This window comes from Marinobacter nitratireducens, assembly GCF_000708045.1.
Lineage (GTDB): Bacteria > Pseudomonadota > Gammaproteobacteria > Pseudomonadales > Oleiphilaceae > Marinobacter > Marinobacter nitratireducens.
On record NZ_ANIE01000005.1, the window covers coordinates 90,615 to 105,591 of the forward strand.

A 14,977-nucleotide genomic window follows, 5' to 3' on the forward strand; every position below is an offset into this window, starting at 1 on the left:
ACGGCATTAGTGGTCCTGATCTGCCAGACTCTCTGCCAGCGCCAGAACGCAGTCCTTCATCTGCCGCTGATTGGCGCTGGCGAATCCCATCACCATTCCAGTCTTTACGTCATCTCCAATGAAATGCGCGCTCAACGGCGTGCTTCCGAATCCTTTGTGCCGCAACGCCTTCTGCATGGCTACGTCGTCAAAAGCTCCTTCAAGAACAAGGTGCATCCCGGCACTCTCTGCTACCGGGGTTACCCGGCCACCGAGGGTTTCCTGGACTCGCTGCTGGAAATAGGTCCATTTATCACGATAGAGCTGACGCATGCGTCGGAGGTGCCTGATAAACAGACCACTATTGATGAACTCGGCAACAGTGGCCTGGGTCAGCAGGGGCGTTTCTCCACCACTGATTTGTTTGGCCCACAGAAAGGGCTCGATTAGAGGCTCTGGCAGTACCAGATAGCCTATGCGTAACCCGGGGAGCAGGGTCTTGCTGAAACTGCCGACGTACAGCACCGGCGGGTTGTCGAATAACCCCTGAATCGCCGGAAACGGTTTGTTGTAGAAATGAAACTCGCTGTCGTAATCGTCCTCAATGATCCAGCACTCATTCTGCTGGGCCCACTGCACCAGAGCCATACGCTGCGACAGGTCGAGAATACCGCCCATCGGGTATTGGTGGGTTGGGGTGCAGGACAGAAGCCTGGCGGGGCATAGGTTCGCAAGTGCTTTCACATCCAGAACCTGATCTTTCAGAGGAACGGGGATGAGTGGGTTGCGGTGACGCCCCAGGGCGTATCGGGCGCCGCGGTAACCTGGATTCTCACACAGCACCCGGTCACCCGGCTCCAGCAACACATCACCGATCAATGAGAGCGCTTGTTGTGCCCCGTTTGTAATCACTACCTGGTTCGCGTCGCATCGAACCCCGCGGGAAGCGCGGAGATAGTCGGCAATGGCAGCTCGCAATGGCATATACCCCTGGATGCTGTCGTACCCACGTACGGCGAGTCGGCTTTCCTGATGGTGAAGAATCCGGTTCCAGCTGCGGACCGGAAACGCCTCCAGATCCGGAAGACCCGGCTGAAAGGGCAGGTTGGGATCCGGATTGGACTTGGCATTGCCTCGCGGAAAGTCTGGCAGGGGAGGTAGTTGGCGCCTTGAGCTGATTGGTTTTTCTGGCTGGGGGCCGGCAGGATCGATAACCCTGCTGATATCCTCGTGGACAAATATGCCTTTCCCAGGGTGGCTCTGAAGAAAACCTTCGGCCTTGAGTTGCTCGTAAACGGCGTTCACGGTGTTTCTGCTGACGCCAAGATCCATGGCTAACTGGCGACTTGATGGGAGGCAGGTTCCCGGGAGCAGTCGTCTCTGCACGATACGCTGAGAGAGTTGGTGGTATAGCTGAGTCTGCAACGGTAGGGAGTCATTCAACCGGATATCGTTTAACACAACTGGTCCTATGGAAATTAATTATCTGGATCTTTAAATGGTATCAGTGCTGACATTTAATGGAACCACATTGACTGATGAGGGAAATCATAGGGAATCCGTTATGTCCGATGGAAAAGAAGTTGTGGAAACGACGTCAGCCATGAGCTGTTGTCCCAGGAGCCAGGTCAGACGAGCCGCGCACCGGGCGACGGGTGAGCGGGCGCCTGCCTACGGATTGATTGATCGCTTGAAAACGGCGCATGTCGCTTTCGTTGAAGATGGGGAACCCCGAATCGTGCCAATGACGGTTTGGCGGCTGGAGCATGACCTTTACCTGCATTGCCTCAACGGTGGGCGTCTTTCCAGAGTACTGTCCTCGGGCAGTTTGCTGTGCATTTCATTCGCGATCACAAACGATTGGGTGATGTCGAAATCAGCGTTTCACCATAGCGCGAACTACGAGTCTCTGGTGCTGTTTGGCCGTCCTTCTCTGGTCGAGGAGGAGCGCGAATTTGATGCCGCTTTCAAGGCCATTATTAACCAGATTGAACCGGATCGTTGGGACAGTGTGAGGCCACCGAATGCGAAGGAGAGAAAGGCCACTTGCCTGTTCAGGGTGCCAATCCGTGAGGGGGCTTTCAAAAGCCGAACCGGAGGACCGAACGAAGAGCCTGATGATATGTCACTGCCGATCTGGCATGGCACATTGCCTGCCAATAGGCATGAGTATGTTGGGTAAGGCCAAACGTTAGAGCGCATTTTCCTTTTTCGTCGTCTTTTCTATACTCTTTGTGTCTGCTTTTTAGGCATGTTGGAAGTCGCGCGACGAAAAAGGAGTTATAAAAGCGTGAATAAGCAATCGGAGGGCGCCCCCTCGTTTTCCCGGAATCATCCGTTTCCTGCCTCGGCCGGGGCTCCCGACGTCCTCGGGAGAGATGAGTTTGAAGGCTTTAATGAGCTCGTATCGTCCCTCTATAAGTGCCTGAAATCCAATGCCGGTTTCCAGCCGTTTTTCGAGGCATTCCGGGAACATTTCCGTTGTATCCAGGGCGGCATTCTCGGGTTGACCAGCTCGCCGATCCGGATGACCTACGGTTGGACGTTCGGTTATCCCGAAGGATTTGAGCAGTGGTTTCTCAATAGCGACCTGCCGCAGCAGGACGCGGCGCTGATTCGCTTCAGTTCGCTCCCGCCGCGGCAGTTTGATTCCCTCGCCGAGTGTGACCCGGAGTTGGACATTCGCGACGTCATGACCGAAGCCACCCGGGAGTGGGCTGAGCAAGCCGGGTTGGGAGACAGTGCCGGTATGCTAATCAGGGAAGAGGATGGATCGCGGATCGTGTTTCTTGCCAACCGACACCTCAGCGAAGGCCCGTATACCCGAAGTGAACTCCTGCAGATGAACATGCTGGCACCTCACATCGAAAACGCAGTGGATCTGTTTCACAAGCTCTACCACTCGAAATCCGATAACGAGTCTCTCTCCATGGCACTGGACAAGATCAGCAAGCCCATGGTGGTGCTTAACGAAATGGCGAGGGTTGTGCAGTGTAATGCAGCAGCTGAGGCTATCCTGAACTCTCACCCAAGACTGTTTGTTGAAGAAAGCGATCAGGCACGTTTGCAGAGCCGGGATGCCGGGTTCAGCCGCAAGCTGAGTGATGCCATTATTACCAGCATTTTCAATGCCCGGGATGGTGTTAACGATATCATCACGCTGTTTGATGAAACGGATGATGAGCGGATCGCTATCTGCATAACGCCGTTGTCGATGGAAAGCAGTGATTCAGGGGAGGCGAACGAACACTATGGGGCGTTGGCAGAACTCATTTCGTTTCGGGCTTCGGTCCCACCAGATATTGAGAGATTGACCAAGCTGTTCCAATGTACCCAGTCTGAAGCTCGTATTGCCGGGCACCTGATGCAGGGGGCAACGATTAACGACATTGCCGAGGCGGAGCACTTGTCGGTTCATACGGTTCGCGATTACGTGAAAAGCCTGTTGTCGAAGAACGGATACCGACGTCAGGCTGAGCTGGTTGGTGCGCTGGTAAGGGCTTTGGGGTGAGTCTTGTTCCACGATTCTGATTTGCTGCAAGCGCTGTACAGTTCACTGACCGACAAGGAAGGGTTCCACAGATTCCTTGAGCAGCTGACACAGGCCGCAAACGGCTGTTCCGCTCAGTTGTTGATGATCCGTAAACGCCCTTTGCGTATTGACCATCTATGGCATCACGGGTTAACGGATGAATTTCTGAGCTGGTACCTGGATAACAACATGATTGCCCAGGACGTGGTGTCAAATCACGCCATTGCCCAGCCTCCTGGTGGCTTCCAGTCTGCACTCTCGCTGTTGCCAGAGGCCGATGTCAGTGAAGACTACAGCAAGTGGGAGAACGATCAGGATATGCTGGATAGCGCCTGGTTTGTTGTCCATTCGACAGAAACTCACTGCCATGTGTTGACCATCCAGCGTACCGTCGCCCAGGGACCCTATCGTCCGCACGAATTAAGGGCATTGGACCGGTTGGTGCCGTTTATCCGCCAGGCCGTGCAGATGCATCGACAGCTGAGTGAACAGAAGCTTGCGGGCAGTTCCCTGGCAGCCGTTATCGATATGTTGCCCGACGCTCATTTCATTCTGGACGATCAGGCCATGATCCGGCATTCCAACGCGGTAGCCCAGGCTCTGGTCGACAAGGAAACCTGTCTGGCGATTACCGATCAAAGGCTGAGCTTTACGGAGCGGGAAACCCAGGAATCGTTTTTTCGATCATCAGTGCAGGTAGTCCGATCGAGCCACCTCCCAGAGGCTGATTACCGGACCGACATGCTTATCCTGCACCGCGGGAAGCGCAAACCGTTGCTGCTTGTCATTCGGCCCATTGAAAGCAGCGAGCTCATGGCTGGAGGCGCCCTCGTTACAGTGTATGATCCCGAGTGCCGGGAATTGCCAAGCGCGGAACTCATTGCCGGATATTTCAATCTTTCCCCGGCCGAGGCACAGCTGTGCGAGGATATCGTGGCGGGCCTGAGTCTCAAGGATGTGGCCGCGAACCGTCATCGAAGTGAGGAAACACTGCGTTCCTACCTCAAACAGATCTTCACAAAAACAGGCTATCACCGACAGGGTGAACTGGTGAGCGGTATTCTCACGGCATTGCTACGCTGACTGTTGCCAACGGGTCTTGCTGTTGTACTCTGAAGGACTTCAGAGCACATGAACAGGAGCTCCCCGATGTCCGATTCCGAACAGTTCGCAAGTGACAACTACAGTGGGATCTGTCCCCAGGCCTGGGCGGCCATGGATGAGGCGAACCGGATGGATGAGCCGGCCTACGGCGAGGATATCTGGACCGCCAGAGCTGCGGATGGCCTGCGAGCCCTGTTCGATACCGACTGCGACGTGTTCTTTACGTTCAACGGAACCGCTGCTAATTCCTTGGCGCTGGCCTCCATCGGCCAATCGTTTCACAGCGTGATCTGTCATGAACTGGCCCACATCGAAACCGACGAGTGCGGTGGACCGGAATACGCATCGAACGGTTCCAAGCTGCTCCCGGGCGAGGGGCGGGATGGAAAACTCACCCCCGACAGCATTGAGCATCTGGTCACCAAACGAACCGATATACATTACCCAAAGCCAAAGGCCGTAAGCATTACCCAGGCTACCGAAGTCGGTACCGTATACACCCCTGATGAAATTCGCGCTATTCGTGCCGTTGCCGATAAACACAAGCTCAACATCCACATGGACGGTGCCCGGTTTGCCAATGCCGTGGCGGCGCTGGGTGTCCACCCTGCGGAAGTGACCTGGAAAGCCGGTGTCGATGTGCTGTGCTTTTCTGGCACCAAGAATGGGTTGGCGGTTGGCGAAGCGGTGGTCTTTTTCAACCGGGCGCTGGCGGAGGACTTCGAATGGCGCTGTAAACAGGCCGGGCAACTGGCCTCCAAGATGCGTTTCATATCGGCGCCATGGTGCGGCCTGATGGAAGATGAGACCTGGCTTGGTAATGCCCGCCACGCCAATGCCTGTGCCGATCGTCTGGCGCGAGGATTGCTGGACATCGAGGGCGTCTCATTGCGGTACCCAAGGCAGGCAAATGGCGTCTTTGTCGAACTCCCCCAGCCCGTTCAGGACGGGTTGAGGGCCAATGGCTGGCGCTTCTACAACTTTATCGGCGGATGCTCGCGACTGGTATGTTCGTGGTCAACCACGGAAGCGCAGGTAGACCGATTCCTGGCGGATGTGCGGGGACTGGTTGAGTAAGCAATGAAGCTTGAGTGTCGATCATGGATGCCATCGAACGTATTTATCAGGAGCAGTCACGCCGGGTGCTTGCAACGCTCATCCGATTACTGGGAGATTTTGTTCTGGCCGAGGAAGCCATGCAGGAGGCATTTACTGCTGCGCTTCATCAATGGCCGGGGGAGGGGGTCCCGGACAATCCGGCGGCGTGGCTGATTCGGATCGGGCAGCGCCGGGGCATTGATCAGATCCGGCGTAAACAGACCGCACGGCAACATGCTCACCTTCTTGAGCAGCCTGACGACACCCAGGAAACTCTGGATGAGCAGAGTATCGAGGATGATCAACTCAGGCTGTTGTTTACCTGTTGTCATCCTTCGTTGTCCCCGGATGCCAGAATAGCGTTGACGTTAAGAGAAATGTGCGGGTTAACTACGGAACAGGTGGCCCGAGCCCTGTTGCAGAAGCCTGCGACCCTGGCACAACGAATCGTGCGAGCTAAACGTAAAATCCGTCAGGATCGAATTCCTTACGAAGTGCCGGAAGCGAGGGCGTTACCAGAGCGCCTGCCGGGAGTACTCAGGGTGATCTACCTGGTCTTCAACGAAGGGTACTCCCGAAGTGATGGCGAGGTCATTGTGGATGTCAGTCTCTCGGCTGAGGCCATAAGGCTCGCGGAATCTCTCGTCGGGCAGTTGCCAGAGGGTGAGGTGTTCGGGTTGCTGTCCCTGATGTTACTGCAGGATTCCCGGCGTTATGCCCGGCAGGATGAGCATGGCGACCTGGTCACCCTGGATGAGCAGAATCGAACGTTATGGGATGGCGACAACATCCGTTCTGGACTGGTGTGGCTGGAACAGGCGTTGGCCAGAACGCCGGCTGGACCATACACCCTTCAGGCTTCAATCGCTGCCACTCATGCCCAGGCCGGTGTTGCCGAGGATACAGACTGGGCACGGATAGTCCGGCTTTACGAAGCGCTTTATCGACAACAACCTTCTCCCGTCATCGCGCTGAATCGCGCGGTAGCGACTGCGATGCGTGATACCCCCGCAGATGGCCTGCGGCTGTTGGATGAGTTGGCTTCCGAAAAGGCAATCCATACCTACCATTTCTTTCATGCTGCACGAGCAGACCTCTATCGCCGTAACGGCAATGTCGAGCAGGCCCGTTCAGCCTATGAGAGGGCACTTGCCCTTTCGGCTCAGGGCCCGGAACAGCGTTTTCTCCAACGCCGGCTGGATGAGCTGACGGGTCAATCCTGAAAAAAATATTTGGCCTCGTGTCGATTTCCGTCTGAGTCACACGACTCACTGATGAACCTATCGAACGGAGGAGACAACGATGCAGTTTATCTTGATGCGTAAAGCGGATGCTGACACGGAAGGCGGTGTCATGCCCAGCGAGGAATTGCTTGGCGCCATGGCAGACTACAATGCGCGTATGACCCGTGCCGGCGTGTTTTTGACCGGTAACGGGATAAAGCCCTCCAAAGAAGGGTGCCGTATCTCGTTTCGTGACGGAAAGCCTCACGTCACCCGCGGTCCTTTCGATCAAACCTCGGAGTTGCTGGCGGGCTACAGTGTGCTCGAGGCCGATTCACTGGAAGAGGCCATTGAATGGGCAAAGCAATGGCCAAGGGAAGATGCTGGAGGCAACGCCAATCTGGAGCTGCGTCCCTATTTCACGATGGAGGATTTTGAGCCAGGAGAAGCGCTGGATAAGCACTACCGCCAGCAGCGATTACCCTCACAGGTCAACGTTCACGTCAGTTTTGGCGGTAACTGCCGGGAAGCGATGAACTACTATGCAGAACTGACAGGCGGCCATCTTGAATCCATTCTGACCTATGGCGAGACGCCTGCCGTTGACCAGGTTCCCGAGGAAAGACGAAACGACGTTATCCATGCCTCATTGAACCTGAGAGGAACGCGAATCATGGGGGCCGACATGGTTGGAGACTGCTACCAGAAGCCCGTGGGCGCCCAGATACACATGGAATACGACAATCTGGAGCAGGCCGAGGCGTTGTTTTCGGCGCTGTCGGAAAAGGGTGAGGTAACCATGCCCTTTGAGGAAACATTCTGGGCTCACCGGTTCGGCATGCTGACGGATCGCTTTGGAATTCAGTGGATGATCAGTTGCCAGACAAAACAGTGCCTGTGATAGGTGTTTTGTCTGGCACAAAAAGGAGAGGAAACGATGAAATACGTGGCTCTGGTCTATTACCAGGAGAGCATTATCAACGCCATGTCAGAGCAGGAGTGGCATGACCTGAACCAGGAGTGCGTGGCTGGCGTGGAGCGGCTCACGAATCAGGGGCATTTTTTGGCGGGTCAGGCGTTGCAGCCAACGGATACTGCAACGACGGTGCAGGTTCGTGATGATGAAATGCTGATTACCGACGGTCCATTTGCGGAGACCAAAGAGCAGCTGGCGGGTTTTTACATGCTGGATGCCCGGGACTTGAATGAAGCTTTGCAATTGGCCAGTCGAATTCCACCGGCCCGCTTTGGCAGCATTGAGGTGCGCGCGGTGCGCGAGTTACCACCCAGGGATTAAAACAGGAGCATGATGATGAGCTACATCGATGGATTTGTTGCAGCTGTGGTGTTCTCATGGGTTGTCTGGCCCTCCCGTGAGGTGCGGGATAGCGCGATGCCGCGGATTATGGAAGACCCACGTTTGCATCCGGATACGAATCCGATGCCTTTCGATGGCAAGAGACTGATTTATGGTGGTTTCGATGTCATTGTTGATGTGTGATCGATCCAGTTCTGTTAAAGACCTAAGCTGATCCGGTCGGGGGGAGGGGAAGTATCACTGATACTTTCAGGCCCAGTCCATCCGGTCCACTGTCTAGCTGGATATCTCCTCCCATCCCGCGAATCAGCGTCCGGGCGATCGCCAGTCCCAGTCCGGCTCCACCGGTATCCCGGCTTCGGGATTGTTCGAGTCGATAGAACGGCTCGAACACGCTCTCCCTCTCGGCTTCGGGAATACCTGGGCCGCAGTCAATGATCGTCACGATTGCATTGTGTTCGCTGCAGGACAGGCTGGCTTCAACACGTCGTCCGTAAGTCACGCCGTTCTCGATCAGGTTGCGCAGGGCGCGTTTGAGTGCCTCGGGTTGTCCCTGCAAAACGCATCGTGGACTGTCGTGGTATTCCACCGCCATCCCAATATCCTGCAGGTCAGAGCAAAGGCTATCCAGCAGGGTGGCGATGTCGTAGCGCCGGTATTGCTCTGTGGTACTTCCGCGAATGAAATCCAGGGTTGCTTCGGAAAGGGACTGCATCTCCTCCAGTGTTGCCAGAAGGCGGGTTTTGTCCTCGCCATCGGGTAGCATTTCAACGCGCAAGCGCATGGATGTGATGGGGGTTCTCAAGTCGTGCGCGAGCGCAGCCAGCAGGCGCTCCCTGTCCTGTTGGGCGCGGCCTACCTGGTGCTGCATCTGGTTGAATGCCCGGGTGACTTCGCGAATGTCTTCCGGGCCTCGCTCATCCACATGAACCTTTTCTCCGCGGGCGAAGGCATGGGCGGCCGCGCTGAGTTCGTTCACCGGTTTAAGGATTCGCCGGATAGCCACCAGAACCGTCAGTGTCAGCAGGATGGCGGTAACGCCAACGCTGCTGAGGGTGGCTTTCAGCCAGAGCCAGGAGGGCGCGGAAGGTTGCGCACTCGCGTTAAACCAATCACCTGATGCCAGCGCTATGGATGCCTTGAGCGTTGGTGGGCATTCCCGTTCTTCGTGTTCCTCGTCACGTTCATGATGGTCATCATCGTCTCTTTCGTGCTCTTCGTCTTCATCATGATCCGACTCGTGGTGCTGTATGCATGCCAGATCATCCGTCGCAATGGAGCTTCGAACCTGGCCCGGTTCCAGCTTCAGTTGCTGTAATAGTTGATCGCTAATGGCCGATGAGTTGTCAGCCGTCAGGGAAGGGGCGCTGTCGATAGACAGGCGCATGGTCGGATTTGTCAGTGCGCGTATGATACGAGCCTGGCGTTCGGGCACGGCGCTGTCCAGCAGGGTATAGGCGTCTGAAAAGCGTTCCAGAACGTGCTCTTGTCCAGCGCTTCGCAAAGCTCCCTGGCGCTCTCCGGCCAGGATTCCGATGGTGATGATCTGGGCAATCAGGAGAACGGCAATCAGCAGGAGTGCCAGTTGTCCACCCGCACGTCGTGGCCAGAGCGTCATTCGCTTTCACCTCCAACGCTTGCGATCCACTGATACCCGCCGCCCCAAATGGTCTTGATCAGCTTTGGGTGGCGAGCGTCGGGATCGATTTTCCGCCTCAAACGACTAACGTGGTTATCGATGCTGCGATCGAACGCATCGGCTTCTCGCCCCTGAATCAGGTCCATCAACTGGTCTCGGGAGAGGACCCTGCCAGCGTGCTCCAGGAAGGCCAGTAGCAGCTTGTATTCTGCAGTACTGAGGGAAACCTCTACGCCCTCCTGATCGATCAGTTGATGTCTGTCTACATCGAGCGTCCAGCCTTCAAACACGAGTCGCTGTCCGACCATGGCACTGCGCTGGGGAGGGAGCGCCGCTGTTCGCCTCAATACAGCTTTGATGCGGGCGAGTAATTCACGGGGGTTGAAGGGTTTGGTCAGATAATCGTCCGCGCCCATTTCCAGGCCGATGATGCGATCGGTTTCCTCACTCATGGCTGTTAACAGGATGACAGGTAGTTCGGTGTGCTCGCGCAGATAGCGGCACAGTGTCAGTCCATCATCGCCGGGCATCATGATGTCCAGTACCACGAGATCCACTGTATGGTCCCTCAACTTTCGCTTCATGGCGTCGCCGCCATCGGCAACCTGAACCCGCATGCCGTGATCCTGAAGATACCGACCGACCAGATCCCGAATGTCACGGTGATCATCCACCACCAGAATCATCGGAGAATCGCTCACTCTTAACCCCACCCTTTGTTTGATGGCTCCGATTATAGGGGAGTAATCCCGTGTCGTGGGAATGGGGTTGTCGTAAACCGTCGCAACCAAAGACTTTGCGACAAATTGAGACAAATCGGCCGTTGTCTGGAGATATCTCTGCGACAGTTTGTTGCTGGAATGAACACCCACAGGCAAGCGCCTTGTGTATCAAACCAGTAAGGAGTTCTTCTATGAAAAAAGTGACTGCATTCATGGCCGTGTCTTCGGTTGCCCTGATGACCGCTTTGCCCTTTGTTGTTTCGGCGGATGATGATCGCTGGGAAGACGAGCGATACGAATACCGGCGCAATGATCTGTCCATGGGAGGGCAGCAAGAGCAGTACAGTGCTGACGAAATGAAAATCATGGCCCATGGCCGGGCTCTACAACGGTTTGGTCCAGGCGTTCAGGTTGCGATGAATGAGACAGCCGACGGTACTTACCGGGTCGAACTGCGCGATCAAGAGCAGAACCTGATCCGTGAGCACGAGTTCAATCGCTTCGGTGGTCGGGTTCGTGGTTCCAATCACGATTAACAAGGATTGATAGCGGCAGCGTCGGGGATCGGCGCTGGCCGGCTGTCCGGCAGGAGATGAACGATGAGTATGATGGATGCTGATAACCGGTACGGGGCGGTTTCCCGGGCCCTGCACTGGTCGATGGCAATACTGTTGCTGGTGAACCTCAGCTCTGAAGTCTGGTTCGAAGCACTTGAGCACCGTTGGTCGGATTCGGATCTGATGGCCTGGCACCAGACTCTGGGGCTGACGGTGTTCGGGTTGCTACTGTTCAGGCTTGCCTGGCGTTGGGTAAACCGGTCAAAAATCTCCATGCCAGAGAACTGGGCCAGGATGGCGAAGATCGGACACTTGGCGCTCTACGGATTGATGATCCTTATGCCATTGTCCGGGTTGGCAACATCGCTCGGTGAGGGCGATCCGGTGTCTTTGTTCGGCTGGATGGTGTTTGCGCCGGGGCCTGAAATGGAATGGCTGGAAGATGCCGGCGAGGAGATTCACGAGGTGTTGGCAACGGTCTTCTGGGCGGCTATCGGCATCCATGTGGCAGCGGCACTTGCCCACCAATTCTGGTTGGGTGACCGGGTCATGAAACGGATGGCGTGATGATCAGAGCACTTTTCCCCTGAGTGCCTTGGTCTGGCCCCGACGGGTTTTATTGTCCACCCGTCGTCGTTGGGAAGCCTTGGTGGGTCTGGTCGCCCGCCGGGCTTTCTGCTGTTTTACGGCGCGCTGAATCAGGGCTTTCAATCGCTCCAGGGCGTCTTCACGATTCTGTTCATAGGTCCGGAAAGACTGGGCCTTGATGATGATTATGCCGTCCTTGGTGATGCGCTGATCAGAGAGCGATAGCAGTCGTTCCTTGTAAAACGGTGGCAGGGTGGAGCGGGGGATATCAAAACGCAGGTGCACCGCCGAGGCTACCTTGTTGACGTTCTGGCCCCCAGCGCCTTGGGCGCGGATCTGGGTGATCTGAATTTCCCAGTCCGCAAGTTCTACTGCATTGGAAATCTTCAACATATCTATGCCAGGGCTAACTCTCTCTCAACAGCTTTAGGGGCTCCCAGCGCCAGAAGCACTGCGCCAGCGGAACAGGCTAGCATGCTGGCAACGATTGGCAAAAGCTGGCCCCCTCCGAAGACGGAAGATAAGGCGCTGATGCCGCCCGCGATCGTGAACTGCGATGCGCCCAGCAATGCCGCAGCTGTTCCCCCGAGATGAGGGAAAAACTCCAGCGCATTCGCCATGTTGTTGGGAACGATGGCGCCTTGCCAGCCAATGGCCGCGATAATAAACGGGGCAACCAGCCAGAGCGGTGAGTCCAGCGCCACGACAGTCACCAGCCCTACAAGGGCCAGGAATTGTAGTGATACCTGAACGCGCAGAAGCGCTACCGACGAGAATCGACGCAACAGAGGCCGGTTAATCAGATTCAACACCGCCATCAGGGCGATGTTGGCGGCGAACAGAATCGAAAACATGCTTTTCGATAGCCCGAACCACTCCTGATAAATAAAGGAAGAATGGGTGATGAACAGCAGCATGGAGCTGAAGCAAAGCACCTGAATACCGACGAATCGCATGGTGGTTTTATGACGCAGAACCAGCAGGTAATTGGTGGCCAGGGTTTTAACGGGGGTGGTTGCCGGCGGCCGCGGCTGGAGTTTCGGGAACAGAAACGTTTGGAGCGCAACGGCCAGGAACAGCGCATAGCCGGCCAAAAGCACGAATATGCCATGCCAGTCACCCAGGGTCAGCATCAGGGCGCCGAGTGAGGGCGCAGCGGCGGGCGCGATAAACATGATCAGGCCGATGAGTCCGAACAGCCTGGCCGCTTCCTGGCCATTGACCTGATCCCGAACAATAGCTGGTACGGACACCGCACAAAACGCACCGCCGATACCCTGAACGATGCGCCAGGTCACCATGGCGGACAGGGAGTCCGCCAGTGACACCATGACGCCGGCGGTGGCAAAAATAGCAAGGCCACCAAGCAATATGGGGCGGCGGCCGTATCGATCGGAGAGCGGGCCACCGACAAGTTGTGCAAGTCCCAGGGTGCTTACGTAAGCGCTCAGGGTTAACCCGACATCTGCGAGCGGAATGCCCAGAGCGTCGGAAATATCGGGAAAGGCTGGCAGGTAGGCATCCAGCGCCAGAGGGCCCAGAGCGACTGTCATTCCGAGCAGTAATGCAAGTTGAAAATGAGACACAATCCACCTCCTTTGTAGATAGAAAGCTAACTAAGATCGTGATATATCGCCATGCGAAGTTTCCGAAGCCGGATTTCTGATAGTATTTCAGGCTGCTATAAACGGCAGAGCCGATAACCTGGAGAGCGAGATTCGTGAATTACCGCTATTTGATTGCTATTGCCGCTGCAGCCGCTTTGTCCGGCTGCCAGACCTCTACCTACATGTCGAGCGCCGCAACCGACGGCGATGGCGTCACCTGCAGTGAAATCTATCAGGCCTTCGATGCCTATGACAGCGACCGCCAGTCGGCCTCTGCCCTGGCCGACCTGAGCCGCCTGATCAGCCCGACGGCCGGTAGTTACGCAGACATGGGTGTCAATCAGGCGTCCAAGTACTACGAGCAGATCAAGGCCAGTGCCAATCTCGCGCTTGCAGTTCGTGGCTGCGAGCCCGTGAATTGAGGCCAAAATCCAACCTGACGTTCTGGAAGCTGTAAAATGTCGGAAGATCCCCTGAAGACCCTGTCTGATATGGCCAGTGATGCTCACGCCAAGATTCAGGCTGCTCACGAGCATATTAACCCGGTAGTGGAAGTCCGTCGGGGCATGCGCGATTCAGGCATCCCCGCAGACGTCATGACTATAGACTGTTTACGTACCCGACGGCGCATTACCCTCATTCTGCACGACGAACAGCCGGGCAATGTGCTGTATCAGTTCATCACGATTGATGAGGAAGTTGGGAATAATTTTCAGGCGATGGCTTTGTCTGATCTGTCAGTGAACACCTTGTTCGACTGGATACAGGATTATTTCGGCTGACCCTGTTCAATCAATAACAATAAGGATTTGAAATGTCTGCCCAGACGGTCTGGATTACAGGCGCTTCCTCCGGTATCGGTGAAGCTCTCGCCCTTCAATATGCCCGCGCAGGAGCGGGGCTTGTCCTCTCGGCACGGCGGGAAGCAGAGTTGCAGCGTGTCGCCAATCGGTGTGTTGAGGCCGGATTGCCCCAGGACCATATTCTGGTGCTTCCGCTCGACGTGACCGAATGGGACAGTCTACCCGGTGCCGTTGCCGCGGTGATGGATCGTTTCGGGGCTGTTGATGTGCTGATCAATAACGCCGGCCTTTCCCAGCGCTCCCTCTGCAAAGACACCGATCTGTCCGTCTACCAGAAATTGCTGGACGTGGATGTCATGGGGCAGATAGCGCTGACTAAAGCCGTACTTCCCCACATGCTGGAGCGTGGTTCGGGGCATCTGGCGGTCACTGCCAGCGTGGCGGGTAAGGTCGGCGTGCCATTGCGCACCGGCTATTGTGCCGCCAAACATGCCGTTATGGGGTTCTATGACGCCTTGCGAGCCGAAGTCGAAGGTGATGGGCTGCACGTGTCGACGATTGTTCCCGGATTTATTCGTACTGATATCTCCCGCAATGCCCTGGCTGCCGATGGTTCAGCGTTTGGAGAGCTGGATGACAATATTGCCGCGGGCATGGACGTGGATGAGTGCGCCGAGGTTATTTTCAAGGGATTGCAGAGCCGAAAGCGGGAAATACCTGTGGGCAAAGGCAAGGAAATGTCAGCGCTCTGGTTGAAGCGGCTGGCACCTGAGGTGTTGTTCCGGGTGACCCGATCCATGAAATAGC

The 14,977-nt window shown here is 56.1% G+C and carries 17 protein-coding genes and 1 pseudogene; 13 read left to right on the forward strand and 5 right to left on the reverse strand.

The features are described 5' to 3' along the window. Positions 1-6 precede the first annotated feature (6 nt). Complete coding sequence (pdxR, locus tag D777_RS07530) at positions 7-1,440, reverse strand: MocR-like pyridoxine biosynthesis transcription factor PdxR (RefSeq protein WP_036130196.1); 1,434 nt, start codon at positions 1,438-1,440, stop codon at positions 7-9. Positions 1,441-1,543: 103 nt separating this feature from the next. Between pdxR and D777_RS07535 the strand changes: the two genes are divergently transcribed. The 8 genes and pseudogenes from D777_RS07535 to D777_RS07570 form a co-directional block, all read left to right on the forward strand. Beyond that, positions 1,544-2,161 carry a pyridoxamine 5'-phosphate oxidase family protein gene (locus tag D777_RS07535; RefSeq protein ID WP_036130198.1) on the forward strand — a complete coding sequence of 206 codons (618 nt, stop codon included), beginning with the start codon at positions 1,544-1,546 and terminating at the stop codon, positions 2,159-2,161. A 108-nt stretch (positions 2,162-2,269) separates the two neighbouring features. Further along, on the forward strand, positions 2,270-3,490 hold the full coding sequence (locus tag D777_RS07540) for a helix-turn-helix transcriptional regulator (RefSeq protein ID WP_051669004.1): 1,221 nt from the start codon (positions 2,270-2,272) through the stop codon (positions 3,488-3,490). A gap of 3 nt (positions 3,491-3,493) precedes the next feature. Continuing rightward, on the forward strand, positions 3,494-4,594 hold the full coding sequence (locus D777_RS07545; protein WP_051669005.1) for a helix-turn-helix transcriptional regulator: 1,101 nt from the start codon (positions 3,494-3,496) through the stop codon (positions 4,592-4,594). Between the two features lie 66 nt (positions 4,595-4,660). Further along, entirely contained in the window at positions 4,661-5,692 is a 1,032-nt protein-coding gene (locus D777_RS07550) for a threonine aldolase family protein (RefSeq protein WP_036130201.1), read from the forward strand. 20 nt (positions 5,693-5,712) lie between these two features. Continuing rightward, a complete protein-coding gene (locus D777_RS07555; RefSeq protein WP_227501728.1) occupies positions 5,713-6,936 on the forward strand; it encodes an RNA polymerase sigma factor in 1,224 nt (407 codons plus the stop codon). 79 nt (positions 6,937-7,015) lie between these two features. Further along, entirely contained in the window at positions 7,016-7,837 is an 822-nt protein-coding gene (locus D777_RS07560; protein WP_036130206.1) for a YciI family protein, read from the forward strand. A 36-nt stretch (positions 7,838-7,873) separates the two neighbouring features. Next, positions 7,874-8,233, forward strand: a complete 360-nt coding sequence (locus D777_RS07565; protein WP_036130208.1) for a YciI family protein — start codon at positions 7,874-7,876, stop codon at positions 8,231-8,233. Between the two features lie 45 nt (positions 8,234-8,278). Then, positions 8,279-8,437: pseudogene (locus D777_RS07570) on the forward strand (DUF1428 domain-containing protein); the annotation flags it as partial. A 22-nt stretch (positions 8,438-8,459) separates the two neighbouring features. Here the strand turns inward: D777_RS07570 and D777_RS07575 are convergent. After that, positions 8,460-9,872, reverse strand: coding sequence for an ATP-binding protein (locus D777_RS07575; protein WP_036130210.1), 1,413 nt, complete (start codon positions 9,870-9,872; stop codon positions 8,460-8,462). Beyond that, on the reverse strand, positions 9,869-10,579 hold the full coding sequence (locus D777_RS07580; protein WP_201443356.1) for a response regulator: 711 nt from the start codon (positions 10,577-10,579) through the stop codon (positions 9,869-9,871). The genes D777_RS07575 and D777_RS07580 overlap by 4 nt, the downstream gene beginning before the upstream one ends. 227 nt (positions 10,580-10,806) lie before the next feature. Between D777_RS07580 and D777_RS07585 the strand changes: the two genes are divergently transcribed. Both D777_RS07585 and D777_RS07590 read left to right on the forward strand, forming a co-directional pair. Beyond that, on the forward strand, positions 10,807-11,151 hold the full coding sequence (locus D777_RS07585; protein ID WP_036130214.1) for a hypothetical protein: 345 nt from the start codon (positions 10,807-10,809) through the stop codon (positions 11,149-11,151). 63 nt (positions 11,152-11,214) lie between these two features. Beyond that, positions 11,215-11,739 carry a cytochrome b gene (locus tag D777_RS07590; RefSeq protein WP_036130217.1) on the forward strand — a complete coding sequence of 175 codons (525 nt, stop codon included), beginning with the start codon at positions 11,215-11,217 and terminating at the stop codon, positions 11,737-11,739. Between the two features lie 3 nt (positions 11,740-11,742). Here the strand turns inward: D777_RS07590 and arfB are convergent, their stop codons facing one another. Both arfB and D777_RS07600 read right to left on the reverse strand, forming a co-directional pair. Next, positions 11,743-12,153 (reverse strand): alternative ribosome rescue aminoacyl-tRNA hydrolase ArfB, encoded by a 411-nt coding sequence (gene arfB, locus D777_RS07595; protein ID WP_036130220.1) that lies wholly within the window; start codon positions 12,151-12,153, stop codon positions 11,743-11,745. Between the two features lie 2 nt (positions 12,154-12,155). Then, on the reverse strand, positions 12,156-13,346 hold the full coding sequence (locus D777_RS07600) for a multidrug effflux MFS transporter (RefSeq protein WP_036130223.1): 1,191 nt from the start codon (positions 13,344-13,346) through the stop codon (positions 12,156-12,158). Between the two features lie 134 nt (positions 13,347-13,480). Here D777_RS07600 and D777_RS07605 point away from each other — a divergent pair, with 134 nt between their 5' ends. From D777_RS07605 to D777_RS07615, 3 genes are read left to right on the forward strand one after another with little or no spacing between them, the layout of a single operon-like run. Further along, on the forward strand, positions 13,481-13,789 hold the full coding sequence (locus D777_RS07605; RefSeq protein ID WP_036130224.1) for a hypothetical protein: 309 nt from the start codon (positions 13,481-13,483) through the stop codon (positions 13,787-13,789). 36 nt (positions 13,790-13,825) lie between these two features. Continuing rightward, complete coding sequence (locus D777_RS07610) at positions 13,826-14,149, forward strand: hypothetical protein (RefSeq protein ID WP_036130227.1); 324 nt, start codon at positions 13,826-13,828, stop codon at positions 14,147-14,149. Positions 14,150-14,181: 32 nt separating this feature from the next. Beyond that, entirely contained in the window at positions 14,182-14,976 is a 795-nt protein-coding gene (locus D777_RS07615) for an SDR family oxidoreductase (RefSeq protein WP_036130230.1), read from the forward strand. Position 14,977: the final 1 nt, after the last annotated feature.

Coding starts and splice junctions, on each gene's coding strand:
- D777_RS07535 (WP_036130198.1), top strand. CDS start 1,544: ATGTCCGATGGAAAAGAAGTTGTGGAAACGACGTCAGCCATGAGCTGT.
- D777_RS07550 (WP_036130201.1), top strand. CDS start 4,661: ATGTCCGATTCCGAACAGTTCGCAAGTGACAACTACAGTGGGATCTGT.
- D777_RS07560 (WP_036130206.1), top strand. CDS start 7,016: ATGCAGTTTATCTTGATGCGTAAAGCGGATGCTGACACGGAAGGCGGT.
- D777_RS07565 (WP_036130208.1), top strand. CDS start 7,874: ATGAAATACGTGGCTCTGGTCTATTACCAGGAGAGCATTATCAACGCC.
- D777_RS07575 (WP_036130210.1), bottom strand. CDS start 9,872: ATGACGCTCTGGCCACGACGTGCGGGTGGACAACTGGCACTCCTGCTG.
- D777_RS07580 (WP_201443356.1), bottom strand. CDS start 10,579: ATGATTCTGGTGGTGGATGATCACCGTGACATTCGGGATCTGGTCGGT.
- D777_RS07585 (WP_036130214.1), top strand. CDS start 10,807: ATGAAAAAAGTGACTGCATTCATGGCCGTGTCTTCGGTTGCCCTGATG.
- D777_RS07590 (WP_036130217.1), top strand. CDS start 11,215: ATGAGTATGATGGATGCTGATAACCGGTACGGGGCGGTTTCCCGGGCC.
- arfB (WP_036130220.1), bottom strand. CDS start 12,153: ATGTTGAAGATTTCCAATGCAGTAGAACTTGCGGACTGGGAAATTCAG.
- D777_RS07610 (WP_036130227.1), top strand. CDS start 13,826: ATGTCGGAAGATCCCCTGAAGACCCTGTCTGATATGGCCAGTGATGCT.
- D777_RS07615 (WP_036130230.1), top strand. CDS start 14,182: ATGTCTGCCCAGACGGTCTGGATTACAGGCGCTTCCTCCGGTATCGGT.